At 63.5% G+C, this 25,322-nt stretch carries 27 protein-coding genes; 7 read left to right on the top strand and 20 right to left on the bottom strand.

Annotation, left to right across the window (positions count from 1 at the left end):
* Window positions 1-46: 46 nt before the first annotated feature.
* Both LU684_RS11200 and abc-f read right to left on the bottom strand, forming a co-directional pair.
* Complete coding sequence (locus LU684_RS11200; protein ID WP_016484352.1) at window positions 47-634, bottom strand: mechanosensitive ion channel family protein; 588 nt, start codon at window positions 632-634, stop codon at window positions 47-49.
* Window positions 634-2,544, bottom strand: a complete 1,911-nt coding sequence (abc-f, locus tag LU684_RS11205; RefSeq protein ID WP_024717580.1) for a ribosomal protection-like ABC-F family protein — start codon at window positions 2,542-2,544, stop codon at window positions 634-636. The genes LU684_RS11200 and abc-f overlap by 1 nt, the downstream gene beginning before the upstream one ends.
* A 50-nt stretch (window positions 2,545-2,594) precedes the next feature.
* Between abc-f and LU684_RS11210 the strand changes: the two genes are divergently transcribed.
* A complete protein-coding gene (locus tag LU684_RS11210) occupies window positions 2,595-3,077 on the top strand; it encodes a TIGR02444 family protein (RefSeq protein WP_232894647.1) in 483 nt (160 codons plus the stop codon).
* Here LU684_RS11210 and LU684_RS11215 read toward each other — a convergent pair.
* Complete coding sequence (locus LU684_RS11215; RefSeq protein ID WP_070086489.1) at window positions 3,053-4,114, bottom strand: AlgP family protein; 1,062 nt, start codon at window positions 4,112-4,114, stop codon at window positions 3,053-3,055. The genes LU684_RS11210 and LU684_RS11215 overlap by 25 nt on opposite strands.
* 179 nt (window positions 4,115-4,293) lie before the next feature.
* Between LU684_RS11215 and LU684_RS11220 the strand changes: the two genes are divergently transcribed.
* Complete coding sequence (locus LU684_RS11220) at window positions 4,294-4,932, top strand: FKBP-type peptidyl-prolyl cis-trans isomerase (protein WP_232894648.1); 639 nt, start codon at window positions 4,294-4,296, stop codon at window positions 4,930-4,932.
* A 9-nt stretch (window positions 4,933-4,941) separates the two neighbouring features.
* Here the strand turns inward: LU684_RS11220 and LU684_RS11225 are convergent, their stop codons facing one another.
* The 7 genes from LU684_RS11225 to LU684_RS11255 all read right to left on the bottom strand — a co-directional run bounded on the left by LU684_RS11225 (window position 4,942) and on the right by LU684_RS11255 (window position 11,397).
* Window positions 4,942-5,412: an Rsd/AlgQ family anti-sigma factor gene (locus LU684_RS11225; RefSeq protein WP_016484347.1), complete on the bottom strand. Its 471-nt coding sequence runs from the start codon at window positions 5,410-5,412 to the stop codon at window positions 4,942-4,944.
* Between the two features lie 231 nt (window positions 5,413-5,643).
* A complete protein-coding gene (locus tag LU684_RS11230; RefSeq protein ID WP_016484346.1) occupies window positions 5,644-6,150 on the bottom strand; it encodes a disulfide bond formation protein B in 507 nt (168 codons plus the stop codon).
* Window positions 6,151-6,369: 219 nt separating this feature from the next.
* On the bottom strand, window positions 6,370-7,608 hold the full coding sequence (locus tag LU684_RS11235) for a heme biosynthesis protein HemY (protein WP_016484345.1): 1,239 nt from the start codon (window positions 7,606-7,608) through the stop codon (window positions 6,370-6,372).
* A complete protein-coding gene (locus LU684_RS11240; RefSeq protein ID WP_016484344.1) occupies window positions 7,605-8,705 on the bottom strand; it encodes a uroporphyrinogen-III C-methyltransferase in 1,101 nt (366 codons plus the stop codon). Before LU684_RS11240 ends, LU684_RS11235 begins: the two co-directional genes overlap by 4 nt.
* 45 nt (window positions 8,706-8,750) lie before the next feature.
* Window positions 8,751-9,518, bottom strand: a complete 768-nt coding sequence (locus LU684_RS11245; RefSeq protein WP_232894649.1) for a uroporphyrinogen-III synthase — start codon at window positions 9,516-9,518, stop codon at window positions 8,751-8,753.
* Window positions 9,515-10,456: a hydroxymethylbilane synthase gene (hemC, locus tag LU684_RS11250; protein ID WP_016484342.1), complete on the bottom strand. Its 942-nt coding sequence runs from the start codon at window positions 10,454-10,456 to the stop codon at window positions 9,515-9,517. The genes LU684_RS11245 and hemC overlap by 4 nt, the downstream gene beginning before the upstream one ends.
* 197 nt (window positions 10,457-10,653) lie before the next feature.
* Entirely contained in the window at window positions 10,654-11,397 is a 744-nt protein-coding gene (locus tag LU684_RS11255) for a LytR/AlgR family response regulator transcription factor (RefSeq protein ID WP_016484341.1), read from the bottom strand.
* A gap of 296 nt (window positions 11,398-11,693) precedes the next feature.
* On the opposite strand from LU684_RS11255, the gene argH reads away from it, so the two are divergent.
* On the top strand, window positions 11,694-13,088 hold the full coding sequence (gene argH, locus LU684_RS11260) for an argininosuccinate lyase (protein ID WP_016484340.1): 1,395 nt from the start codon (window positions 11,694-11,696) through the stop codon (window positions 13,086-13,088).
* 138 nt (window positions 13,089-13,226) lie between these two features.
* On the opposite strand, the gene LU684_RS11265 is transcribed toward argH, so the two are convergent.
* The gene (locus tag LU684_RS11265) at window positions 13,227-13,889 is read right to left on the bottom strand and encodes a glutathione S-transferase (protein ID WP_232894650.1); all 663 of its coding nucleotides are present in this window, start codon (window positions 13,887-13,889) and stop codon (window positions 13,227-13,229) included.
* 148 nt (window positions 13,890-14,037) lie between these two features.
* Here LU684_RS11265 and LU684_RS11270 point away from each other — a divergent pair, with 148 nt between their 5' ends.
* Together LU684_RS11270 and LU684_RS11275 are read left to right on the top strand one after the other, a co-directional pair.
* Complete coding sequence (locus LU684_RS11270; protein ID WP_016484338.1) at window positions 14,038-14,340, top strand: hypothetical protein; 303 nt, start codon at window positions 14,038-14,040, stop codon at window positions 14,338-14,340.
* Window positions 14,341-14,409: 69 nt separating this feature from the next.
* Window positions 14,410-14,655: a TIGR02647 family protein gene (locus LU684_RS11275; protein ID WP_016484337.1), complete on the top strand. Its 246-nt coding sequence runs from the start codon at window positions 14,410-14,412 to the stop codon at window positions 14,653-14,655.
* A gap of 115 nt (window positions 14,656-14,770) precedes the next feature.
* Here LU684_RS11275 and LU684_RS11280 read toward each other — a convergent pair whose 3' ends face one another.
* Window positions 14,771-16,714, bottom strand: coding sequence for an FTR1 family protein (locus tag LU684_RS11280; RefSeq protein ID WP_232894651.1), 1,944 nt, complete (start codon window positions 16,712-16,714; stop codon window positions 14,771-14,773).
* A 236-nt stretch (window positions 16,715-16,950) separates the two neighbouring features.
* On the opposite strand from LU684_RS11280, the gene LU684_RS11285 reads away from it, so the two are divergent.
* Window positions 16,951-17,406, top strand: coding sequence for an REP-associated tyrosine transposase (locus LU684_RS11285; protein WP_016484335.1), 456 nt, complete (start codon window positions 16,951-16,953; stop codon window positions 17,404-17,406).
* A gap of 136 nt (window positions 17,407-17,542) precedes the next feature.
* Here LU684_RS11285 and LU684_RS11290 read toward each other — a convergent pair whose 3' ends face one another.
* The 8 genes from LU684_RS11290 to LU684_RS11325 form a co-directional block, all read right to left on the bottom strand.
* Window positions 17,543-17,794, bottom strand: coding sequence for a DUF3077 domain-containing protein (locus LU684_RS11290; RefSeq protein WP_016484334.1), 252 nt, complete (start codon window positions 17,792-17,794; stop codon window positions 17,543-17,545).
* Window positions 17,791-18,051, bottom strand: a complete 261-nt coding sequence (locus LU684_RS11295; RefSeq protein ID WP_016484333.1) for a hypothetical protein — start codon at window positions 18,049-18,051, stop codon at window positions 17,791-17,793. Before LU684_RS11295 ends, LU684_RS11290 begins: the two co-directional genes overlap by 4 nt.
* 436 nt (window positions 18,052-18,487) lie before the next feature.
* Entirely contained in the window at window positions 18,488-19,906 is a 1,419-nt protein-coding gene (locus tag LU684_RS11300) for an efflux transporter outer membrane subunit (RefSeq protein WP_060518120.1), read from the bottom strand.
* Complete coding sequence (locus tag LU684_RS11305; RefSeq protein WP_016484331.1) at window positions 19,903-20,778, bottom strand: efflux RND transporter periplasmic adaptor subunit; 876 nt, start codon at window positions 20,776-20,778, stop codon at window positions 19,903-19,905. Before LU684_RS11305 ends, LU684_RS11300 begins: the two co-directional genes overlap by 4 nt.
* Complete coding sequence (locus LU684_RS11310) at window positions 20,775-20,987, bottom strand: DUF1656 domain-containing protein (RefSeq protein ID WP_003255905.1); 213 nt, start codon at window positions 20,985-20,987, stop codon at window positions 20,775-20,777. Before LU684_RS11310 ends, LU684_RS11305 begins: the two co-directional genes overlap by 4 nt.
* Window positions 20,984-23,071 (bottom strand): FUSC family protein, encoded by a 2,088-nt coding sequence (locus tag LU684_RS11315; RefSeq protein ID WP_060518121.1) that lies wholly within the window; start codon window positions 23,069-23,071, stop codon window positions 20,984-20,986. The genes LU684_RS11310 and LU684_RS11315 overlap by 4 nt, the downstream gene beginning before the upstream one ends.
* Window positions 23,068-23,520 carry a MarR family winged helix-turn-helix transcriptional regulator gene (locus LU684_RS11320; protein WP_060518123.1) on the bottom strand — a complete coding sequence of 151 codons (453 nt, stop codon included), beginning with the start codon at window positions 23,518-23,520 and terminating at the stop codon, window positions 23,068-23,070. The genes LU684_RS11315 and LU684_RS11320 overlap by 4 nt, the downstream gene beginning before the upstream one ends.
* A gap of 162 nt (window positions 23,521-23,682) precedes the next feature.
* Window positions 23,683-24,477, bottom strand: coding sequence for a tetratricopeptide repeat protein (locus LU684_RS11325; protein ID WP_023047948.1), 795 nt, complete (start codon window positions 24,475-24,477; stop codon window positions 23,683-23,685).
* A gap of 206 nt (window positions 24,478-24,683) precedes the next feature.
* Between LU684_RS11325 and LU684_RS11330 the strand changes: the two genes are divergently transcribed.
* Entirely contained in the window at window positions 24,684-25,241 is a 558-nt protein-coding gene (locus tag LU684_RS11330) for a WYL domain-containing protein (RefSeq protein WP_016484326.1), read from the top strand.
* Window positions 25,242-25,322: the final 81 nt, after the last annotated feature.

The following is a 25,322-nucleotide window of genomic DNA, read 5'->3' on the forward strand; positions in this document are numbered from 1 at the left end:
GGATACCTGTGGGAGCGGGCATGCCCGCGAAGGGGCCAGTACAGGTTCAGTCAGCTTCGGCAGCTGTTTCTTTGTGCAAGGCCTGCACCTCAGCCCCGCGCCAACGCCGTACCGACTTCTGGAAGAACTGGCTATTGGGCACCTGCACCAGCGCCCCGCCCGCATCGGGCATTTCCAGCAAGGTGGTAAACAGCAGGTTGATGGCGATCACCCGGCCTTTCACCCCCGGCTTGTCCAGCGTGTCGACCAGCTCGACCACATCACCGATGCGAAACGGCCCGACCGTGAAGATCAGCACCGCGCACAGCAGGTTGGACAGCACGCTCCACATGGCGAAGAACGCCACCGCCGCCACCGCGACAAAGCCGGACAACGCCGTCCACAGCACGGTCGCCGAAACGCCCAGGCGCTCGAGCACGAACAGCAGCGCGCTGCCCATGATCAGCCAGCGCAGGCCACCACGCACCGGTACCAGCAGTTCTGGCGGCAGCGGGTAACGCTGGCCCAGGCGGCTCAACCCACGCGCAACGATGCGCTGCAGGACGAAAGCCGCGACCAGGATCAACAGAATCTGCAAGCCCAGCCAGAACGTGTCCATCCATTGCCCTGGCAGCAGCGAACGCAGTTCCTCCATCAGGACAGCGCCTCGAGTTCGGCCTGCATGCTTTCGAGGGTTTCCAGCGCTTCCATCCAGGCTTCTTCCAGCTCACCTTCGCGTTGCTTGAGCTTGGTCTGGCGCGCCAGCAGGTCACGCAACTCGTCCTTGCGCGCCGCCTCGTAGAGGCCACCGTCACCCAGCGCGGTCTCGATCTCGGCCAGTTGCACATGCACCTGGTTGAGCTCGGTTTCCAGCTTGTCGGCAGCCTTCTTGTGCGGTGCCAGTTGCTGGCGCAAGGCCGCGGCAGCTTGACGCTGGGCTTTCTTGTCGGTCTTGTCCGGGTTGACCGGGGCGGTACTGACCGGCGCACTGCGCTGGCGGTACTCGACCAGCCAGCGGCTGTAGTCGTCCAGGTCTCCGTCGAAGGTTTCGACCTTGCCGTCGGCCACCAGCAAAAAGTCGTCGGTCGTGCTCTTGAGCAGGTGACGGTCGTGAGACACCACCACCACGGCACCGGCAAACTCCTGCAACGCCATGGTCAGCGCCAGGCGCATTTCCAGGTCAAGGTGGTTGGTTGGTTCATCGAGCAGCAGCAGGTTTGGCCGTTCCCAGGCAATCAGCGCCAGCGCCAGACGGGCCTTTTCGCCACCGGAAAAGTTCACAACCGGCTCGTCGGTGCGAGCGCCATGGAAGTCGAAGCCACCGAGGAAGTCGCGCAGGGTCTGTTCGCGCTCGGTGGGGGCAATACGCTGCAGGTGCAGCAGCGGGCTGGCCTTGTCGTCCAGCGAGTCCAGCTGGTGCTGGGCAAAGTAGCCAACAGCCAGGTTCTCGCCACGTACCAGGCGGCCGGACAACGGCTCCAACTCACCCGCAAGGTTCTTGATCAGGGTCGACTTGCCGGCGCCGTTGGGCCCGAGCAGGCCAATGCGCGCACCTGGGGTGAGCTGCAGCTTGACCTTGTCGAGGATGGCCGTGTCGCCATAACCCAGGCGGCCTTCGGACATGCTCAGCAACGGGCTGGAGATTTTCTGCGACTCACGGAAGACGAAGTCGAACGGCGAGTCGACATGCGCCGCCGACAGCTCCTCCATGCGCTCCAGGGCCTTGATCCGGCTTTGTGCCTGGCGGGCCTTGGTGGCCTGGGCCTTGAAACGGGCGATGTACTTTTCCATGTGCGCGCGCTGCGCCTGCTGCTTCTCGTAGGCCTGCTGCTGCTGCGCCAGGCGTTCGGCACGGGTGCGCTCGAAGGCGGTGTAACCACCCTTGTACAGGTTCAGCTTGCGCTGTTCGACGTGCAGCACGTGGTCGACCACCGCGTCGAGGAAGTCACGGTCGTGGGAGATCAGCAACAGTGTGCCGGGGTAGCCTTTGAGCCAGTCTTCCAGCCACAGGATGGCGTCGAGGTCCAGGTGGTTGGTGGGCTCGTCGAGCAGCAGCAGGTCGGACGGGCACATCAGAGCCTGGGCCAGGTTCAGGCGCATCCGCCAGCCGCCGGAAAAGTCGCCGACGCGGCGGTCCATCTGCTCGTTGGTGAAGCCCAGCCCAGCCAGCAATTTGCGCGCGCGGGCATCGGCGGTATAGCCGTCGGCGCCTTCCAGCTCACTGTGCAGGCGCGCCAGGGCGGTGCCATCGTGCGCCTGCTCGGCCGCGGCCAGTTCGGCCTGGACCTTGCGCAGGCGCGCATCGCCGTCGAGCACATAGTCCACGGCCAGGCGGTCGAGGGTGTCGACCTCCTGACGCATGTGGGCGATGCGCCAGTCGCCAGGCAGCAGGCAATCGCCGCCATCGGGCGACAGCTCACCGCGCAGCAAGGCGAACAGGCTGGATTTTCCGGCGCCGTTGGCGCCGATCAGGCCGGCCTTGTGACCGGCGTGCAGGGTCATGTCGGCGCCGTCTAGCAAGCGCTGCGGACCACGCTGTAAAGTGAGGTTGGATAGTCTGATCATGATGGTCGCGGAGTCTACCAGCTTCCTCGGCCCATAGCGCGAGTGGAACCATGCACACCGACCTGTGGAATTACGCTTTGGCCCTGTATGCCAGGCCTGGCGTGGAAGCGGCCTGCCTTGAGCTACAGGCGCAGGGTGGCGATGTTTGCCTGCTGCTATGCGCAACCTGGCTGCAAGCACGTGCTGTGGCTGTGCTGGAGGAGCGCGTGCAAGCACTGCACGAAATGGCCGAGCCGTGGCAGCGCGAAGTGGTCACTCCACTCCGCAGCCTGCGCCAGCAATGGCGAGCGGCAGCGTTGGGAGACACGCAGCTGGCGTCGTTGCGTGAACAGGTGAAGGGGCTGGAGTTGCAGGCAGAAAGAACTTTGCTGGAGCGCTTGCAGGAATTCGCCCAAAAGTGGCCCGCAGGCTCCAGGGAGCCCACGGACGACTGGCTGGCCCGGCTGGCGCCGGCCCCTGTCGGACACCACCACGCGCTGGATCAGTTGCGCGTCGCGGCGACTGCGCTTCAGGACGCCGAAGAGGGTGCCTGAGCCGGGGTGCTGGCGGGTGCCGACGGCGCTGCCGACGAGGCCGGGTTGGCCGAGTTGGTTGCTGCAGCCGGGGTGCTGGCGGCTGGCGCAGCAGGTTTGGCGTCGGCTGGCTTGCTGGCAACAGGCTTGGCGGCAGCTGGCTTGGCGGCCGTGCGTGCTGGAGCCTTGGCAGCAGCTGGTTTAGCAGCGGATTTCGCGGCAGCAGCTTTGGCTGGCGCTGGCTTGGCGGCAGGTTTGACAGCGGCAGCAGGCTTGGCGGCAGCAGTGGCTTTGGCCGCTGGCTTGGCGGCAGCAGTAGCCTTGGCAGCTGGCTTGGCCGCAGGTTTGGCTGCAGCAGTAGCCTTGGCAGCCGGCTTGGCGGCAGGTTTAGCTGCAGCAGTAGCCTTGGCAGCCGGCTTGGCGGCAGGTTTGGCAGCAGCAGTAGCCTTGGCAGCCGGCTTGGCGGCAGGTTTGGCAGCAGCAGTGGCCTTGGCAGCTGGCTTAGCGGCAGGTTTGGCAGCAGCAGCGGACCTGGCAGCTGGCTTAGCGGCAGGTTTGGCAGCAGCGGTGGACCTGGCAGCTGGCTTAGCGGCAGGTTTGGCAGCAGCAGTGGACCTGGCAGCTGGCTTGGCAGCAGCAGGCTTGGTGGTTTTGGCGGCACGCAGGTCAAGGGCCTTGGCGGCTGCTTCGCGAACTTTGCCTACACCTTGGGCCAGCTTGAGGCTGTCCTGAGCGTCGCGCTTGAGTTGCTGGATATAAGTACGGGTCTGGGTTTGGCGTTCCTTGAGGGAATCGAGTAGCTCTTCAAGTTCGCCAACGGCTTTTTGCGCTTTGGTCTGCGCCTTGGCTTTACCCGCCTTGGCGGCATCCTGCAGTTTCAGGCGACCGGTGTGCAGTTTTTCCTGGGCCTTGCCACGCTGCTTTTCCAATTTGGCCAGCAGTTTTTCCGCATCAGCCAGCGCTTGCGAGCAGGCATCTTCCAAGTGTTCGAGCAGGCTGCCCGAAAGTTGCTGGAGCAGGTGTAACGGCGTACTTACTGGCTTCTTTTTGGCCGACATGGTTTACCTCCTGGCTGACGAGATTGCGGCTCATACTATGCTTCTGCTGCTACCGCCGCTAGGGCATGTTGACAGTAATATTTACGCCGCGTTGCATGCCTGGGCAAAGTTGTTATCTTGCAGCTGCGTGAAAGTGTAGTTGCTGAATTAATCATTGCTGATATTTGGGAGTCAGGGCATTGCCTCGATATCTTGTATTAGGTTTATGCCTGCTGGTGCCAGTTGCAATGGCCGACAGCAACGACCATGACCTTGCCTACAGCCTGGGAGCCAGCCTGGGTGAGCGCCTGCGCCAGGATATGCCTGGCCTGCAACTGGACGCACTGGTCGAAGGCCTGAAGCAGTCCTATCAGGGGCAACCCTTGAAGCTCGACAAGGCACGTATGCAAGCGGTGCTGCAGCAGCACGAAGCGAGGGAAGGTGACGCCGCCACGCAGAAGTTGCAGGCAGCCGAAACGCGCTTCATGGCCAACGAGCGTGGCCGTTATGGGGTACGCGAACTACCGGAAGGTGTGCTCTACAGCGAGCTGCAGCCAGGCACTGGCGCCCAGCCCAAAGCGGGCGGCAAAGTGCAGGTACGTTATGTGGGCAGGCTGCCGGATGGCTCTGTGTTCGACCAGAACCAGACGCCCCAGTGGTTCAGCCTGGACTCGGTGATCGAAGGGTGGCAGGTGGCCTTGCCAAGGATGCACGCCGGGGCCAAATGGCGCCTGGTAATTCCGTCGGCGCAGGCCTATGGCGCGCAAGGCGCGGGTGACCTTATCGCACCGTATACACCCCTGGTGTTCGAGATCGAATTGCTGGCGGTTGGCGACTGACGTCAACTCTCACGCCTGGACTGCTCCCTCTTCCTTGTGTGCGTTGTGCAGCACCTCGATCAGGCAGTCTTCAAGTTCGAAGCGCTCGTGCAACAGCCCGCCCAACTTGCCCAGCTTTTCGGCGAAGCGTTCGGTGTCCTTGCACTCACCCTTGGTGCATTGGTCATTGAAGGCCAGTGCGACCTGGGTACTGTCGTTGATCCGTGGGTTGAGTTCTTCAGCCAGCTTCAGCGCTTTCTCGTCTCCGAAAGCCTTGGCCTCGCTGACCAGCTGCTCGCAAACTTCGAAGTGCCACGCCGAAACGTAGTCGACCAGAAGTGCGCAAAAGTCTCCGTTGGTGTCCTTGTCGGCAAAGGCTGGCTTCAAATCGCGCAAGCCGCGGAAAGCCTGCACCAGTTGCCGGCGCTCCTCCAGCCAACGGTCGATCAGCTTGTGAACCCCACCCCAGCGTTCCTGGGCGTTCTGACAACTATCGAGCATGGCGATCTCTTCCCTTCTGGGTAGATGCCGCTGCACCCCGCACCACAACCGTGCGGCACAAAGGTGACATCAGCAGGACGGCATCGAGCAGTTGTATTTTCGGTATGCGTGCTGGGAGATTATTCCCACGCGTGCTGCCCATCAAGGTACGCAGCAGACAAAGTTCATACAAGTGTTTAATCCCCTGTTACATCACCATTGGTCGCGGTAATGACGTGGCCTTGCTTCAGGTCATGCTCGTGCCAGGGTGCGGAAACGATACGCCAGCAGGTAACTCAGGGGCAGCACCGCCAGAAGCAGGAAGGCCAACAGGCTCCACTCCGGTAACGTCAGGTCGAGAAAGCTCCAGGTCAGCGAGCTGCAATCAGGCCCACCCAGCAGCAATTGCCGTGCTGCCTCAGCCCAGGATTGCTCGAACACCCGCCCGATCGGCACCGGGCAAACATGAATGACACCCTCAGCGCCCTGCACCCAGACATGCCGTGCTGCCAGCAAAGCGCCCGCCAGCGAGCAGCCCAGTACCCCCTGCGCATAACGAACGGTACCCTGCGTGCCCGGTGCCTGCAGCACGGCTGCGAGGCACAGGAGCGCGTACACACCAAGCAACAAACGCTGGCTGAAGCACAATGGGCACGGCACCAGCCCCACTGTGGTTTCCAGGCGCAAAGACGCAACCAGCACCGCCAGTGCGACCAGGCAGGCAGGAAGGAAAAAGGTGCGCAAACGGGCCGGCAGCATGGACGTTGAAGATCCGCAAGAAGTGGTGACTTGAAACGGTAGAGGAAAGACACGCTTTGTTTCAAGGCACGACAACAACGACAAGTCCCTGAATCGCGTAGGAAATTTCCAGCGATGCAGTAGGAAGCACCTGAAGAAAGGGACTGCTGATAGCGCTGGCCGCAAGAGATAAATTACCCGCCCCCACAGCCCGCACCTTGGCGCGGGCTGTGGGGTGGGTCAGGCGCGTACGCCTTCTGGCAAAGGCAGCGCCAGCAGGCGTTCGTCCAGCAGGCCAAGGCCCTCCTGGAACAGCTGGTTGCTGCGCTCGGTCTCGCCAAGACCCGCGAGCAGGCGGGCCAGTTCGGCGCAAGCCTCGGGGTTGCGCTCCATGCGCAGGCTGCTTTCCAGGTAGTCTCGCGCCTTGCCCCACAGGCGGTTCTGCAGGCTCAGCCGGCCCAGGGTCAGCAGCAGGCTGGCATCTTGCGGGTGCTCTTTGAGCCAACCTTCAGCAGTTTGCAGCTGGCGCGCCGGGTCATCACCGCGCACCAGGCCGTACAGCCGGGCCAGGTGGCTTTCGTATTCACGCTTGAGGGCGGTGCGCAGCACTTGCTCGGCCTCGCCTTGGGCACCCACCTGGCGCAATTGCTCGGCGTAAGCCAGCACCAGTTGCGGCTCCTGGCGCTGGGCCGTGGTCAGCTGCTGCCAAGCGCGTTCCAAGGCCTGACGTGCAGTTTGCGCGTCCTCGCCACGGGTGGTGGCCAGGCTTAGGTTCTGGCCCCAGGCACGTTGCTCCAGGGCGGCCAGCTCGGCGGCCGGCAGCACCTTGCCCTTGCGCAGATCTGGCAGCAGGCGGATCAGTGCCGACCAGTCACCACGCTCCAGGTGCAGGCGCTGCAGCAGGCGCAGCACCTGGGTGTTGTGCGGGTGGCGCTCCTGCATGGCCAACAGGGTTTCCAGGGCGCCATCATTTTCACCACGGTCCATCTGCAACTGCGCATGGGTCAGGGCAATGGCCAGTTCTGCTTGCGGCTGACGCTCCAGGGCGCGCTCCAGCAGGTTGTCGCTGTCTTCGGTGCGGCCTTGCTCGTTGGCAGCGCGTGCGGCGCCGAGGTAGTACAGCAACGGTTGGCGCTCGGCCTCGGCGGCGCGTTGCAAGTGGCGTTGAGCACTGGCCCAGCGGCCCTCGGCAAGGTCAAGCTGGCCCTGTTCGATGGCCAGGCGAATACGCCGGCTGCGGTTACGCCGCGACCACGGGTTGACCACGCCGCTGGAGGTTAGCACCAGGCCGACCAGATAACGCAACAACCACAACAATGCGACCACGGCCAGCAGGCCGGCCAGGGCCGCCCACAGCCCCGATTGATAGCGGAAGCTTCCATAGGAAAGCAGTACGTAGCCGCTGTGTTTGGCGACCGCGATACCCAGCGCCGCGGCAATCACGATGGCCAGCACGGCCAGCAGGTAGACACGCTTCATGGCTTGCCCCCTTCAGCCTCGGCCGGCAGGTGACGGCGCTGAATGTAGGCCTGCACGGCCGCCAGGCTTTCGCTGAGGTCGGGGGTAACCACCGACACCGGCTGATCGGCCAAGGCATTGAGGCTGTCGAGCATGGCCTTGCTTTGCGGGTTGTCGGCGTTGAAGTTGGCCAGCAAGACGCTGCGAGCGTCGTCCAGCGCCTGGGTGTAGACCTTGGCGTCACCATTGAGGGCCGCCCACTGGGCCTGCTCGATGGTCAGGCTCAGGGCCAGGCGCAGCTGATTCAGCTGCTGCCCGGCCAGCAACGGCCGCACGTTTTCGTCAGCGTTGAAGTCGATCTGGAAGTACTTGGAGATTTCTGCCCACCACTGCGACAGCCGGCTGGCACCATCGCCGTCAGCGGTCAGGGCGCCCAGGGCATCGGCATTGCTGTCGAACTCGGGCGATTGCGCGCTCAGCTGCTGTACCTGCTCACGTTGAGCAGCCAGTTTCAGGAACAGGCCGGTACGGTCCGGTTGCTGGGTGCTGCTGAGCGTGGCCAAGCTGCGCGCCAGTTGCTCGCGGGCCGCGAAAGCACCCGGGTCACTCTGCTCGCGCAGGATCTCGTCGGCGCCTTCGACCAGTGCCTTGGCGCTGGTAATGTCCTGCAAGGCCGACAGGCGCAGGGTCGCCAGGCGTAGCAGGTGCTCGGCTTCCGCCAGGCGCCACTCCTTGCGGCTCTCTCCCAGCACGGTTTCCAGGCGCTGGCTGAGGCGCTGCTGGTCGCCCTGCAGCTGCGCCACCAGGCGCCGACGGTCTTCCAGCTCGCTGGCAGCCGGCAGGCTGGCCAGTTGCGCGCTGATCTGCTGTTCGCGCTGCTGCAGGGCTTCGGCGCGCTGGTTCAGCGCCTCGATGTGCTGGCCCTGATTGAACTCGCTGCCTTGCAGTTGACGCACCTGCCAGACACCCCAGCCACCTACCGCCACCCCGGCCGCACCCAGCAGCAAGGCCAGCGCTGCCAGGCCACTGCCGGAGCGCTTGGCAGGTGGGGCGGTGACGGGTTCCGCCGGCGCCTGTGCCGACGGCTGATCGTTATTGGACAAGACAGTCTCGCTCACGTATCCATCCTTTGCATGGGGGCGCATCGCGTTCAGCTTAGCGCCTTAAGAAGCAGGTGCAGCGCTGCGCTGCACGGCTGCCAGCAAGGCCGTGGCACTGGCGCCACGGCAATCCACAACCTGTTGGGCCCCGGCGGCCCTGGCCTGTTCGGCTACCCGCGGGCTGGGCACGAACAACGGCAGGCGTGCCAGCTGCGGCCAATCGGCGCCGGCCAGCTGCTGCAAATGTTCAAAACCCTGCCCACTGCTGACCACCAGGCCATTGAGGCGTTCCGCTTCGATGCGGCGCTTCAGGGTGCCTGCGGGGTAAACCGGCAGGCAGCGACGATACAGTTCCAGATATTCGACACTAGCACCTTGCTCGGCAAGACGCTCTGCCAGCAGTTCGCGACCTCCGACGCCGCGAACGACCAAGACACGCGCTGCGGGCACGGCAACTGCCTGAAGCAGGGCCGGTAGTGCCAGCAAGGTTTCGCTATCATCGCCACGCGACGGAGTGCTCACCGCCAGCCCGGCCCCTTGCAGCACCGCAGCGGTTGCCTCACCCACGGTGAACCAGCCTTGCCGAGGCGGCTGCGTGCCGGCTTTGGCCAGATGCTCAAGCAGCAACCGGGCAGCCGGCTTGCTGACCACGATGATCGCCTGAAAGCCATGCAGGCCCTCCAGAAGCAGTCGTTGCCGGGGCTCTGCGGTGACGGGCTCTATCGCCAGCAGCGGCAGGCAGCTGCTGCCCACCCCCGCTGCCGCCAGGCTTTGCGCCAGTGCCGCACAATCCTCGGCAGGCCGGGTCAGCAACAGGCGCCATTGGCTCACGGGTGGCCGGCCTCGCCGTAGACTTCCTTGAGGATGGCCTCGGCACCTTGGTCCAGCAGGTCTTCGGCCACCTGTACACCCAGGGTCTCGGCAGCAGCACGGGGGGCACGGGCATCGGCCACCAGCAGGGTACCGCCGCTAGGCTGGCCGACCAGGCCTCGCAGCCACAGCTGGTTACCTTCGAGTACCGCGTAGCAGGCGATCGGCACTTGGCAGCCGCCATTCAGGCGTTTGTTCAGGGCGCGTTCGGCCACCACCCGGTCGGCGGTGTCGGCATGGTGCAGCGGCGCCAGCAGTGCATGGATCTCGACGTCCGCGCTGCGGCACTCGATGCCTACCGCGCCCTGGCCCCCAGCTGGCAGGCTGTCGTCAACGCTGATGGTGGCGGTGATGCGGTCTTCGAAGCCCAGGCGGATCAGGCCGGCGGCGGCGAGGATGATGGCGTCGTACTCGCCGGCGTCCAGCTTGGCCAGGCGAGTGTTGACGTTGCCACGCAGAAAGCGGATTTGCAGGTCCGGGCGGCGCGCCAGCAACTGGGCCTGGCGGCGCAGGCTGGAGGTACCGACGATGCTGCCGGCAGGCAGCGCTTCAAGGCTGTCAAAGGTATTGGAAACGAACGCATCACGCGGGTCTTCGCGCTCGCAGATGCAGTACAGGCCCAGGCCTTCGGGAAAGTCCATGGGCACGTCTTTCATCGAATGCACGGCGATGTCGGCTTCGTTGTCCAGCAGGGCGGTTTCCAGTTCCTTGACGAACAGGCCCTTGCCGCCAATTTTTGCCAGCGGCGCGTCGAGCAGCTTGTCACCACGACTGACCATGGGCACCAGGGTCACCAGCAGACCGGGGTGGGCCTGCTCGAGGCGGGCTTTGACGTATTCGGCCTGCCATAGGGCCAAGGCACTTTTACGGGTGGCAATGCGGATTTCGCGAGTGGACATGGAACGCCCCGATCCAGAGAAATGCCGCCGATGATAACAGCATCTCCTTTATCGCTTGCAGATGTGGATCAGTTGAGGGCCTCTTCGCGGCTAAAGCCGCTCCCACAGGGTGAAGTGCCGCTCTCCAGGCCTACTCAACCTGTGGGAGCGGCTTTACCCGCGAACAAGGGCGCAGCCCTTGCCATACGGGCACCGTATCAGAGGGTCTGCATCATCTTGCGCACGCCGGCTACATGCCGGCGGCTGACGGTCAGGGCATCGCCGTCCAGGCCTTTCAGGTACAGTTGAAAGTGCCCCAGCGGGGTGCGCTGCAGGCGTTCGATACGCTCGCGGGCGACCAGCGCATTACGGTGGATGCGCACGAAGCGCTCGCCAAATTCGTCTTCCAGGGCTTTGAGCGGCTCGTCGAGCAGCACTTCCCCGGTTTCATGACGCAAGGTCACGTACTTGTGATCGGCAATGAAGTAGATCACTTGCGGCAAAGGGATCAACTCGATGCCTTTGCGGGTGCGGGCACTGATGTGGCTACGTGGGCCGCCGCCTTCATTGGCCGGCCGGGTAAGCGCCGCCAGCTGGGCGCGGTTGGGTTTTTCGGCCTTGCGCAAGGCATCGCGCAACGCCTGGGCCTGGAACGGCTTGTTCACATGGCTGAGGGTACTGTCCTTGAATGCCTCGGCACCGTATTCATCATCCCCGGTGCAAAACACCACCGCCGGCGGCGCCTCGCGTTCGCACAGGCGAGCAGCTACCTGCAGGCCATCCAGGCCTGGCAGACCGATGTCCAGCAGGACCACATCGGGCTTGAGGCTTTCGATCAGCGCTAGGGCCTCCTCGCCGTTGGTGGCGCTAGGCTCCAGCACGGTGTAACCCTCCAGTTCGCCGAGCAGCCGGCTGAGGCGTTCACGGCCTTGGGGTTCGTCATCAACGATCAGGACATTCATAATTGCGCTGGATTCCTGAATGAGTCTCGCACAGGTATAGCGTAGACAGGTGTGGTTCGAGCGACACTGCGGTCACGCTCTAGACCGGTGCGATGGCCAAAGATTCACTCGGACGGCAGATTCACCGCCAGTCCTTTGTCCAACTGTAGACGGTCCGTGGAACACTGCCGTTCATTCCTTAAAATCCTTCTCTGCCATTTTCCGGGCATTTCTGTCGACCGGCGCCCTGCGGCAGCCAGCCCAACCCTGCTATTATCGGCGCCACTTTTTCGTTCACGCCTGCAATGAGTGAATCCATGAGCACCGACAAGACCAATCAGTCCTGGGGCGGCCGCTTCAGTGAGCCCGTCGACGCCTTCGTCGCCCGTTTCACCGCCTCGGTCGATTTCGACAAGCGCCTGTACCGCCACGACATCATGGGTTCGATCGCCCATGCCACCATGCTGGCGCAGGTCGGCGTGCTCAGCGATGCCGAGCGCGACACCATCATTGATGGCCTGAAGACCATCCAGGGCGAAATCGAAGCCGGCAAGTTCGACTGGCGCGTCGACCTCGAAGACGTGCACATGAACATCGAAGCACGCCTGACCGACCGCATCGGCATCACCGGCAAGAAGCTGCACACCGGCCGCAGCCGCAACGACCAGGTGGCCACCGATATCCGCCTGTGGCTGCGCGACGAAATCGACCTGATCCTGGCCGAAATCACCCGCCTGCAGCAGGGCCTGCTGGAGCAGGCCGAGCGTGAAGCCGAAACCATCATGCCCGGTTTCACCCACCTGCAGACGGCCCAGCCGGTCACCTTCGGCCACCACCTGCTGGCCTGGTTCGAAATGCTCAGCCGCGACTACGAGCGCCTGGTCGACTGCCGCAAGCGCACCAACCGCATGCCCCTGGGCAGCGCCGCGCTGGCGGGCACCACCTACCCGATCGACCGCGAGCTCACCTGCAAGCTGCTGGGCTTCGAAGCCGTGGCCGGCAACTCGCTGGACGGCGTGTCGGACCGTGATTTCGCCATCGAATTCTGCGCCGCTGCCAGCGTGGCGATGATGCACCTGTCGCGCTTCTCGGAAGAGCTGGTGCTGTGGACCAGCGCGCAGTTCCAGTTCATCGACCTGCCGGACCGCTTCTGCACCGGCAGCTCGATCATGCCGCAGAAAAAGAACCCGGACGTACCAGAGCTGGTACGTGGCAAGAGCGGCCGCGTGTTCGGCGCGCTGACCGGCCTGCTGACCCTGATGAAAGGCCAGCCGCTGGCCTACAACAAGGACAACCAGGAAGACAAGGAGCCGCTGTTCGACGCTGCCGACACCCTGCGCGACTCGCTGCGTGCGTTTGCCGACATGATCCCGGCGATCAAGCCCAAGCATGCCATCATGCGTGAAGCGGCCCTGCGCGGGTTCTCCACCGCCACCGACCTGGCCGACTACCTGGTACGCCGTGGCCTGCCGTTCCGTGACTGCCACGAAATCGTTGGCCATGCGGTGAAGTACGGTGTGGACACCGGCAAGGACCTGGCCGAGATGAGCCTGGATGAACTGCGCCAGTTCAGCGACCAGATCGAGCAGGACGTGTTTGCCGTGCTGACCCTGGAAGGCTCGGTGAATGCCCGTGACCACATTGGTGGTACGGCACCGGCGCAGGTACGTGCTGCCGTTGTTCGTGGCAAGGCGCTGCTGGCTTCCCGTTAAGCCAGCCTCGCTGCCCTGCTTTTTGCAGGAGCAGCCTTGTGCTGCGAAGAGGCCGGTGCAAACACCCTGGATAGAGGGTGTCTGCACCGGCCTCTTCGCAGCACAAGGCTGCTCCTGCAGGTTCAGCGCTAGCTCCGGTTAGCGTTTACCGCTGCGAATCATCTCCATGAAGGCCGGCATCGACGCTTCCTTGTCCGCCACGATCCGCGCCATGTGCGGGTTCTCGCCCATCAGCTGCAGCAACCCCCTGGCCTGCGGGAAGTCCGCCAAAAAGTCGATGTTCAGCACTTTCTTGCCCACCGCATAAGCCAGGTCGACCGAGAAGCAGAACATCAGGTCTGCCAGCGTCAGCTGCTCACCCGCCACATAGGGTGCAAAGCGCCCGTTGCGTTTGAGGGTGGCAAAGCCGGCCAGCAAATCGGCACGCGCCTTCTCTTTGACCAATGGCTCAACCGACATGCCAAAGAACGACTCGGCATAGCAAGTACGCGCCGGCAGCTCGATGTACAGCTCGATTTCCTTGAGCAGTTCGCGCACCTTGGCCTGCCCGAACGGATCGGCCGGCAGCAGTGCCTTGCCGCCCTGAGTCTGTTCGATGTAGTCGAGGATTACACTGGTTTCGCTGAGGAAGCCGTGCTCGGTCTGCAGCACCGGCACCTTGCCCCGTGGGCTCACTTCCAGCGCCTGTGGCGCCTGGCCGCCATAGAAGGTGACTTCTTCGAAGGGCAGGCCTTTTTCCAGCAGGGCCAGCTTGACCATGTTGTAGTAGTTGCTGACCGAGAATCCATGAAGCTTGAGCATGAGGTAACAGCCTCCAGGCCGTAAGGGGTTGGCTGGGCTTTTATAGACCGTACGCCTGTTCCTGACCAGCGTCATGCACCTCGTCAATGCCCGGGCATTGCCGGTACAGGCGTGGCACACTGTGCATCCCACCACAGGAGTACCGCCAATGAGCGAGCCCACCGACATCGACAATGACGACGACGAAGCCTTCGCCGAGGCAACGCTGACCCAGGCCATCGAGAACCAGATCGAAAGCGGCGAGCCGCCGGCAGCCAAGGCCACTTTCAACAAGCTGACCCTGGTTGGCTGGGAACGTGAAGACATTCTCAACCTGATGGCCCATGTGCTGGCCTTCGAAATTGACAACATGCTGGTGGAAGACCGCGCGTTCAACGGCGAGTGGTACGAGAACGCCCTGCGGGCGCTGCCGGAGCTACCACCTGAGATGGATCAAGGCGAGGACGAATAACCCGACTACACTCGAAGGTCAGGCACCGCAAGCGGTGCCGCCATCCTTGTCTGGAAGTCAGGAGTCGCCATGTCCTTTACCCCCGATCTGATCGCTGAACTGGAAGTACTCGCGCTGTTCAAACACGACAGCAGCCAGGAAGGCATCAAGATAAACAGCAACGCCGCCCCTGCCCTGGTCGCCGCTGCGCAACGCCTGCATGAAAAGGGGCTGACCGATCAACCCGATGGCGGCTACCTGACCAGCCTGGGTCACGACGCCGTTGACAGTGTCCAGCTGCTGCAGAACATCCTCAAGGCGCCACAACCGGCCTGAACCGAGATCACAAGGGGCTGCCATGCAGCCCATCGCCGGCAAGCCAGCTCCCACAGGTATTGCACATGGCTTGAAACGGATGCGGTCGGGGTGGGGGCCGCAGCGCGGCCCCCGGTCAGTTTGCAGTAGCCCTGCGCTTTTCCACCAGCCACGAGCGCCCATACAGGAACACGATGGCCAGCAAGGCCACCGCCTGTGCCGACAGCGAGTAGGCATCAGCGTGAATGCCCAGCCAATCGAACTCGAAGAACGCCACCGGCCGTGTGCCCAGCACCCCGGCTTCTTGCAGCGCCTTCACGCCATGCCCGGCAAACACCACCGACAGCGCGCACAGCAGCGCGGCGTTGATGCTGAAGAACAGCGTCAGCGGCAGCTTGGCAGAACCGCGCAAGATCACCCAGGCCAGGCCCACCAGCAGCACCAGCGCCGTGGCGCCACCCGCCAGCACCGCCTGGTGCCCGGCAGGGCCGGCCTGTAACCACAGGGTTTCGTAGAACAGGATCACTTCGAACAGTTCGCGGTACACCGAGAAAAACGCCAGCATGGCAAAGCCAAAGCGCCCGCCGCCGCTGACCAGGCTGCTTTTGATGTAGTCCTTCCAGGCGGCAGCGTGGCGGCGGTCATGCATCCATACACCGAGCCATAGCACCATCACCGCAGCGAACAGCGCCGTGCAGCCCTCCAGCAGCTCGCGCTGGGCGCCGCCCACATCGATCACATAGGCCGCCAGCGCCCAGGTTGCGAAACCGGCAACCAGCGCCAGCCCCCACCCGATGTTGACGCTGCGGACCGCCGACTGCTGCCCGGTGTTACGCAGGAAGGCGAGGATCGCCGCCAGCACCAGAATCGCCTCCAGGCCTTCGCGCAGCAGGATCAGCAAACCGGAGATATAACTCAGCGACCAGCTCAGGCCATCGCTGCCCAACAGCTTCGCGGCCTGGCCGAGCTTGCTCTTGGCTTCGGCCAGACGCTGCTCGGCCTGGGCAACGGGTAGCCCGTCCTGCAGCGATTGGCGGTAAGCCATCAGGGATTTTTCGGTGTCCTTACGCGCTTGGGTGTCGATGTTGTCCAGCGAGCTTTCCACCAGCTCGAAACCTTCCAGGTAGGCCGCTACCGACAGGTCATAGGCTTGGTCGTGGTCACCTGCGCGGTAGGCCGCCAGGCTTTTGTCCAGCGTGCTGGCGGTGTATTCGAGCAGTTGCGCCGGGCCACGCTTGACTTGCGGCGGCTGGGCACGCTGGGCACGGAACGCCTCCACGACCGCGCTGCCTTCGTTAGCGGCGACTTCGGCCGGAGTCTGCCGGGCCAGGTCGGCAAGGTTCCAGGTCTTGTCGCCCTTGCCCGCTTCCGGCTTGGCGGTGAAGCTGGCGATGTACGCGGCCACGTCCCAGCGCTGGCGGTCGTCCAGCTGGTCGGCAAACGACGGCATTTCGGTGCCGTCGATGCCCAGGGCCAGCGTATTGTAGAGGTCGAACAGGCTCAACTGGTCCAGACGCGCGACATCGCGCAGGTTGGCGGGAGCTGGCTCCAGGCCCACGCCAGCGGGGCCGTCGCCTGCGCCTGTGTCGCCGTGGCAGATCGAGCAGTTTTGCGCATACAGCGCAGCGCCGCGGGCCGGATCCGGGGTAATCACCGGGGCTTGGCTGACCTCGTAGGCCACTGCCAGCCGCGCGCCCAGCTGGCGGGCCTGCCTGGCGACAGCGGTGCCCTCCTGACGCTGATCAATGGCCTGGCGTAACGTCTGGACGCCCTGCTCCAGGGCGGCTTGCTCGGTATTTGCGGGCAGGGCTTTGACCAGGTCGGCCAATACCGCGCTGAATTCCTGTTGCTCGCGGTATTCGCCCTCGTCGATCACCTTGCCGCCTTGTACGGTCGGCGGGTAGTCGGCGCCGATGTAGTCCAGCAGGTGCAGGGCTTTGCCGGCCTCGGCGGGGGCCTCGGCCAGCGCCAGGGTGCTGCACAGCGCCAGCACCGGGCCGAGCAATAAAGCCGGTAACCAGGCAAGCAGACGTGAACGGGTTTTCATGGCCAGTCTCGAAGGGAATGCGAAAGAGAACATTGTTCACTCCGACTTGCCTTCGCTCAAGGGTCCTGGGCGGATTTCATGAAAAATCTTGCTACAAATCAGATCACAAGTATTCCGCCGCCCTCAGAACCTGCGCTGATCAGTGGGGGCAGGCTTGCCGGCGATGGAGGCCACGCCGATGTCACAGGAAACACTGGGTACCAATTGAGTAATCGTCAATTGAGCCATCGTCACTAGTCTGATGGGCAAACCAACAGGGGGCAGGGAACATGGATCGTCCCCATTCAAACCAGTTACGGCTTGGCCGGTTTTCGGAAACCAGTTACTTGTATCTGCTTACCAGCACAACCCATGGCAGGGCACCGATTTTCAGTGATTTTCACTCGGCCCGCTTGCTGGTGGCTGAGCTGCGTCAGGCTGAAGAGGAAGGTGCAATCAGATCTTTGGCTTGGGTAGTGATGCCTGACCACTTTCACTGGCTAGTCGAGCTTGGTCCGGGCAGCCTGAAGCGCTTGATGCGCCGGGTTAAGTCCCGTAGCACCATGATGATCAACAGGCATAGCGGACGAAGCGGGCGGCTTTGGCAAAAGGGGTTTCATGACCGGGCTTTGCGCCGGGAAGAGGATGTGCAGACGGTGGCACGGTATATTGTTCTGAACCCGAAGCGAGCGGGTTTGGTCGCGAGGGTTGGGGATTATCCTCATTGGGATGCGATTTGGGTTTGATGGGACGTTGCCTGATAGTGCCCTATCGCCGGCAAGCCAGCCCCTACAGGTGACTCACGAGGCTTGAACGAAGTGACGTACCTGTGGGAGCTGGCTTGCCGGCGATGGGCCGCGCTGCGGCCCTGGTTTTTGCAGGCTATTGGAGAACCTTGTTCAGTCCCCGCTCCATATCATCGATCAGTGCCTTGGCCATCTCGCTGAGTATCCGCGCAGCGCTCCCGGCAATGCGGTCGTTTTCCATTTCCGCCTCGGTAGTGAGGTGGCGGATGCAGCCAAGTAACACTGACAGTTGGGAGAATGCGTGATTGAACGGCACATTGGGCTGCAGGCGAAACAGGTCAAAGGTTTCCATGCCAACGGTGGAAGTGTCTCTTGGGTCGTTGCTCATCGCTTGTCCCCTTGCCGTACATGATCGGACAACGCATTGATCACGGCGCACAGCACACGAATGTTCATGCCCATGGCGTTGCGCGTGGCACCCGGGTCGTTGGCGAGCAGGACAGTGGTGGTTTGCTCGATGCTCAGGGTTAGGGCGCTGGTAAGCAGCTTGCAGTCATCGATGCTGAGCGGGTCGACGAGTGACAAGTTTGGTGGGTCGAGTAGGAGCAGATCGGTGAGAGGTGGGTCGGGGACGAGCTTTTTCATAGTTGATTCCCTTGTGGATTTCTATGAACTGCACTCCTTCTCGTCTCACGGATTAGGGTGGCAGTCGTGCGAGGGGTGAGACCCGGGCCACAGGGAAAACCCGACCAGGCTAAAGCCTGCCCGCGCACGACCGCCATGAAGCGGTGCAGCTCTGTATGGCCGGGGGTCTCAATCCCGATCGCCTTGCAAGGCGACCTGAGGACGTTATTCCCGGAGCACATTCCAGCCAAGTCAGCGCCATCCGACAGCGGTCGTAGGATAATTCCACAGGGATTCAAAACTGAAGCATTTGGTTTCAAGTTCGGAAATGTCTTACAGCTCTAGAACCTAGGCGAGGGCTCTGCCCTCGATCGCCGGCAAGCCAGCTCCTACAGTGCTCCACAGTTCTCGAGGCCTGTGGCTCAGCTGGGGGAGCTGGGTTGCCGGCGATTGGGCCTCAAGGCTTGGCGGTGTCCTTCCAGCCACCACCCAGCGCCAGGAACACCCCAATCTGCCCCATGGCTACCTGACTATTGGCCGCTGCCAACTGCGCACGCATGTCGGTATAGGTGCGCGTGGCCTGCAAATCCGCCAGGAACGACTCACGCCCTGCCTGGTAGTACCGGTGGGTCTGGTCTGCGGCTTCCTTGGCCGATTTTTCTGCCTCGGCCAAGGCATCACGCCGGTCCAGCAGGGCGCTGTACTGGGCCAGCCGGGTCTGGGTTTCGCGAATGGCATTCAGCACCACGCCATCGAAGTTCGCCAACGCCGCCTGGGTAGAGGCTTCGGCCATGCGAATACGCGCACGGGTGCCGTTGGTGGGGATGGTCCAACTGATCTGCGGGCCGAAGCCCCAGCGGTTGGTAGACGGCTCGCCGAGGTTCTCTAGAATGCCGATAGTGCCAACCTGGGCACCAATGCTGATGTCCGGGTACAGCGCCCCAGTGGCCACGCCGATGTAGGCAGTGGCAGCAGCCAACTGCCGTTCGGCCTGACGCACGTCCGGGCGGCGCTTGAGCAGGGCCGCGCCATCGCCCACCGGCACCAGCTGATTCAGGTGCGGCAGCTCGGCACAGTCGACGGTGCCGGCAGGCAGCTGATCCACTGGCTTGGCCAACAACGCAGCCAGGGTATACATACCCGTCTCGCGCTCGGCCTTGAAGCGTGGCAGTTCGGCGCGCAAGGATTTGAACTGGGTCTGCGAGCGGGTGACCTGGGTTTCATCACCGCGGCCGGCATCGCGCAGGCGCTGGTTGAGCGTCACGCTCTGCTCCTGCAGGTCCAGCGACTCGCGCGCGATGTGGAGTTCCTCGTTGGCCGAGCACACCTGGGTGTAGGCCTTGACCACATCCGCCACCAAGGTGATACGGGCAGTATCGGCAGCGGCCTGGACCGCGTCGGCATTGGCCTTTGCGGCCTCGGTGCCGCGCTTGAAGGTGCCCCACAGGTCGAACTGGTACGAGGCACTGATGATGGCCTCGCCAATGTTGGCCACCGGTACCTTCTCGGGCTGCAGGAAGGCTTCGCCCGACTCCTGCAACCGCTGGGCGCCAAGCTTGACGCCACCGTTGAAGCCCCCTTGCGACTCGGCCACCTCAACCTGGGCGCGGGCCTTGGCGATGTTGGCAGCCGCCACGCGCAGTTCGGTGTTGGCACTCAGGGCCTGACGTACCAGCTCGTTCAGGCGCTGGTCCTGATAAAGCTGCCACCAGTCCTCGGGCACCGGTGCCGATACAACGCTGTCGGCATCCTGGCGTAGCGGGCCGCTCAGGTCGCTGCGTTGCACCGCCGCGTCCTTGGGCAACTCATAGTCGGGCCCTACCATCATGCAGGCCCCCAGCGACAGGCACAGGCCGGCCAGGATCAGCTGTTTCATGGGCGCTCGCCCTCGATGATCGACACCGTGGCGGTGCGCCCGGCAATCATGCGGAAGTCTTGCGGCACTTCATCGAAGGCGATGCGCACCGGAATACGCTGGGCCAGGCGCACCCAGCTGAACGCCGGGTTGACATTGGGCAGCAGGTTGGCGCCGCTGCTGCGGTCACGGTCTTCGATGCCGGCGGCAAAGCTCTGCACATGGCCGCGCAGGCGGGTGTTGTCGCCCATCACGCGAATGTCCACCGCATCGCCAATGTGAATGCCACCAAGCTTGGTTTCCTCGAAATAACCATCGACATGGTACGAGGCGCTGTCGACCACCGACAGCACCGGGCGGCCGGCGGTAACGAATTCGTGGTTACGCGGGGCGCGGTCGTTGAGGTAGCCGTCCACAGGGCTGCGCACCACCGAACGGTCGAGGTTGAGCTGGGCAGTATCGACCGCCACCTGCGCCTCACTGACGGCTGAACGCGCGCGAGCCTCGCGCGACTGGCTTTCTTCCAGTTGCTCGGCGGCCACCAGGTTACCCAGCTTGCGGTTGCGCTGCGCTTCACGCGAAGCCTGGGCCAGGGTTTCCTGGCGCTCGCCCAGCGTCGCCTTAGCCTGGCGCAAGGCCAGGGTGAAGCGGTCCTGGTCGATGGTGAATAGCACGTCGCCGCGTTTGACGGTCTGGTTGTCGCGTACCTCGACTTTCTGGATCAACCCCGACACATCAGGGGCGATCTGGATCACGTCGGCGCGGATGTGGCCATCGCGAGTCCAGGGGGCAAACATGTAGTACACCACCATCTGCCACACGAGCACGGCGGCGAAGGTCACTACCAGCAAGGTCAGGACCACACGGCCCAAGGTCAGCAAAGGTTTTTTCATGGCAGCATCAGGTTTCGGCAAAAGTGGTCCACCGCGCCAAGCAGCACGGCATACAGAGCAACGTTGAACAACGCCCGGTGCCAGACCAGGCGGTAGAAATGCAGGCGCACCAGCACCGCGTGCACCCCCAGGAACAACAGGTAGGTGCCAAACATCATCACCAGCAGCGTGGGCAGAAATACCCCGCTGATATCCAGTTCACCAATCACAGGGGCGCTCCGTCGAGCCCAGGGGGCAGTTGCGGTTGTTCGGCGGGTTCGAGCATCACCTCCACACCCGGCAACAGCGCCAGCCGCAGGCCGCTCAGGGCATGCAGCAGGTGGGTGCGGGCATCGCCGCGCTCGTACAGCTCGTCCAGGTTCAGCGCCAGGCGTGCACGCTCCATGTTGCGCAGCAGCGCGGCCGGAGCATGCAGGCGTTCACCGGCACGCAGGCAAGCGGCGTAGTGCGCGCCAACTTCCTCGACCACCGTGTTCAGGCGCTCGCGCGCCTGCTGGCCGGCGCGTGGCATATAGGCCAGCAGGTCGAGCAGGTTCAGCCCCACACGCAGGTCACGCAGTGCCACGCCGCTGTCCTGGCCGGTTTGCGACAGCCGCGGCAGGTGCTGCATCAGGCGGTCGAGCATCTGCACGCCAACCTGACGGTGTTCGGCCAGGGTCGCCGGCTCGGTCATTTCAACGATGTCGCGCCAGGCGAAGCGGGTCATGCGTTTGGCCGCCAGCTCCACGCCGAAGGGGCGCATCACCAAGGTCCAGATAAAGGCGAACAGAAGGCCTGCAGGGCCGGCAAGGTTGGAGTTGAGGAAGGTGAAGAAGTCAGCGTCGTAGGCGCCCTGGATGCTGATGAAGGTCGAGGTGTTGACGATGGTCAGCAAGGTGCCCAGGTAGAAGCGCGGCTGTACGGTCAGGGTGCCTATGCAGATGAACGGCACGGCAAAGGCCAGCACCAGCATCGGGAAATCGTGCAGGTTGGGCAGCACCAGGAACAGGTACAGGCTGGAGAAGATGACCGACATCAACGTCCAGAAGAAGAACCGGTAAATCTGTGGCGCAGGGTCGTCCATGGCGGCGAAGAAGCTGCACGATACTGCAGCGAGGATCACAGCGCTGGCGCCGTCGTTCCAGCCCAGGCCGATCCACAGCCCGCAGGCGACCACGATCGCCAGTACGGTGGAGGCCACCGAGTACAGCATCAGGCCGCGGTCGAAGAACGCCGTCAGCCGGCCCAGCCGCCAGTGGCGGTACACCGCGCGCCAAGGCTTGGCATCGTCTGTACGCAAGGCGTGCTGCAGGGTGCAGCAGTCCTGCCACAAGTCGGCCCATTCGGTCAGGCGGTACAGGGCGTTGGACAACAGCAGCTCGGCGCGCTGATCGAGGGCGGCGGCACCGGGCTGCAGGCGGTCGATCTGCTCATGCAGCGCGGTCCAGCGCGTTACCGAAGCGCTGTCAGCAGTGCCTTTTAGCCATTCGCGCGCGGCTTCAAGCACGGGTTGAAGTTGGGCGAACTGGGCCGGGGCACGGCCCTCCAAGGCCACGAGTGCGTCGTCGAGCGCATCAATGACCGGCAGCAGGTGAATCATCCGCCCACGCAGTTCGCGGGCATTCTTCAAGGTATGGGGGCCGGCGCCTTCGTGGCCTAGCTGGCCGATCATCAGCTCCAGCGAATTGAAGGTGGCGACCATCGACCCGCGCATGCCACCCACCTTGTCGGCACTCGCTTCGCGGGCCAGGTAGGTGTCGCTGTAGCGGATTGCCTCGTTGAACCAGTTCCCGGTGGCACCCACCACCACAGGGGCCAGCCGGCGCGGCCAGAAAATAGCGCCAACCACGGCCGCACAGACGATCCCCAGGCAAATTTCCTGAGCGCGGGAAGAGGCTACGTCGAATACAGCCAGCGGGTTGTCGACTACTGCCAGGGCGATCATCGGCAACGTGTAGCCGGCCAGCATCAGCACGTAGTTGTTGGCCGTGCGCAGGTTCAGCGACAGGAACAGCAAGGTGCCGGTCCACAGGGCGATGGCGATGCTCAACAGCAACGGCGATTGCACCAGCGGCGGCACCAGGAAAATCGCCCCGCCGGCACCCAGTAACGTGCCCACTGCGCGGTACAGCGCTTTAGAGCTGGTCGGGCCGACGAACGGGCTGGAGACAATGTACACCGTGGCCATGGCCCAGTAGGGGCGCGGCAGTTGCATGAGCAAGGCGATGTACAAGGCAATCATGGAAGCGGCAAAGGTACGCGCGCCGTAGAACCAGTCGCGGGCCGGAGGTACCGAACTGAAGAAGCCGTTCATGCCACCCCGCCCGTACTGCCCAGGCCGGCAGCTTCGAAGGCGCGCAGCACGCGCAAGGTGGCGTCCAGGTCGGCCTGGTCGATACCGTTGAGCACATCGCGGCGCAGGCGCACCAGTTCAGCTTCGATGGCTTCGGCCAGGGCACGGCCTTCGGCGGTCAGGCTCAGGGCCTTGGCGCGGCGGTCCAGTGGGTCCTCGCTGCGGCACACCAGGCCGGCCTTGCACAGTTGGTCGAGCAGGCGCACCAGCGATGGGCTTTCCAGGCCGGCGGCCTGGGCCACCGCCACCTGGTGCACACCGTCGCCCAGGCGCACGATCATCAGCAGCGGCGCAGCGCAGGCCTCGGAAATACCGTAACCGGTCAGGGCGGTATGGCAGATGCGCCGCCAATGACGGGCGGCTACCACCAAGCCACTGCTGACTTGCAGGCGCAGGAGATCAAGGGACATGAAGGGAACCAAGGATATTCATAGTTTGCTAACTATCAATATACGCCTTGCCCTCCCCCTGTCGTCAACAGCGGGCGATGTGGGGTAAGGATGAATTGTTGTTCATGATGGGCTTTGTGTCTGCCTGTGCTGGCCCTATCGCCGGCACAAGCAGCAGAAATTTCAGGGCTGGATCTGGTCTTCCAGCTTCATGGTCAGTGCCAATGTGCTGCCCATCTGCACCGCCCGGTCCCGCCATTCCTGGTACCGCGCCGCATCACGGCTGCTGAAGTGCACGGCCAGCTCCTCTGCTGCCTGCACCACCCCCGCCGCAGCCGCCAGCTCCAGCCAATAGAGAGCGGCCTTGAGGTCGGCCTCTACGTACAGCCCGTGCATCAACCTGTAACCCACCTCGAAGCGGCAACGCGCCTCGCCCCGCTCGGCCCCGCGCATGAACCACTGGTAGGCCTGTACCAGGTCGACCTGCCAATCAAGGTCGCCATCGCACACCTCCTCCTCATACAGGTCACCCAGTGCTGCGGCGGCATGCAGCATGCCCCGTTCGAAGGCCTGTCGGTAACACTCCGCCGCCTGCACGTAGGAAGGGTCGATACCTTTGCCAAAGTAATGCTGCTGCCCAAGGTTGAACCAGGCCGCAGCATTGCCCTGCAGGGCTGCCATGCGCAGAAGGTGGCCGGCCAGCACGGTATCAGCACGCCAGTACTTGCCGTTGAGCCAGATCCAGCCGAGGTCGTTCAGCGCCGCCACGCTGCCTAGCAACGCCTGGCGACGCAAGTCGGCATATACGGCCTGCAGGTCGCTGGCCTCATCCAGGCGGTTGACCAGCATCGAGCGCTGGCTGGGCAACCCCACACCGGCAAACAGCCGCTGTCGCCTCCCGACCGGGGCCGGTGGCGCAATGACCCGCTCGGGCAGAAGGCGGGCAAGCAGCGAATGGATATTGCTGGCAGCAGACATGTTCATCCTCATTGAACGACGCACAACCCAACCTTCGGCTGTGATGAGGCGTGATTCTGCGTGACGTCACGTCAAAACCTGTCGCGAACGATTCGGTACATGGCAACCAAATGCGAGTTCCTTGATCTGAGCAGGCTGTGGCCAATTGCCATACAACACGCGTGCCGCCATCCTATTGCGGCAAGCCTAGACAAGGACGTTACATTTTGCCGTTCGCCACCACTCGCGCCACTCTCAGCCGTCAGTGGGCACTGCTGCGCCAGCTGCCCAGCCGCTCCCCAGGTATTACCAGCGCCGAGCTTGTCTGGGGGCTGCGCGATGTGGGCTTCACGGTCAGCAAACGCACTGTAGAGCGCGACCTCAATGAGCTGTCGCTGATCTTTCCGCTGGAACGCAATGACAAGAGCATCCCGTTTGGCTGGCACTGGTCAGCGAGTGCGGTGGGTGAGTTGCGCGGTAACTTCGATTTGCTGACGCACCTGCGGGGGGATGCGTTGCAACCGGCGAAGGGTGAGGGCGTGGAGCTGGTGGCGCGAATCAGCGATGCACTGGCGCGGCAGTTGCGCGATGCGCCGTTGAGCAGCGACATGCAGCTGACGGCGCTGGAGCATGGGCATCGGTTGCGGGCCACGGTGAGTGACGGTTGGCCATTGCGCTGGTGGCTGCTGAGCCATGGGGATGGGTTGGTGGTGGAGCAGCCTTCGGTATTGAGGGAAGAAATTGGCAAGATCCTGAGCAATGCGGCAGCTCAGTACCTGACTTGATAGCTGTACTGGCCCTATCGCCGGCAAGCCAGGTACTCCACAAGCCTCACGACCTGTGGAGTACCTGGCTTGCCGGCGACA

This window comes from Pseudomonas sp. NMI542_15 (genome assembly GCF_021283425.1).
Taxonomy (GTDB): Bacteria; Pseudomonadota; Gammaproteobacteria; order Pseudomonadales; family Pseudomonadaceae; genus Aquipseudomonas; species Aquipseudomonas fortuita.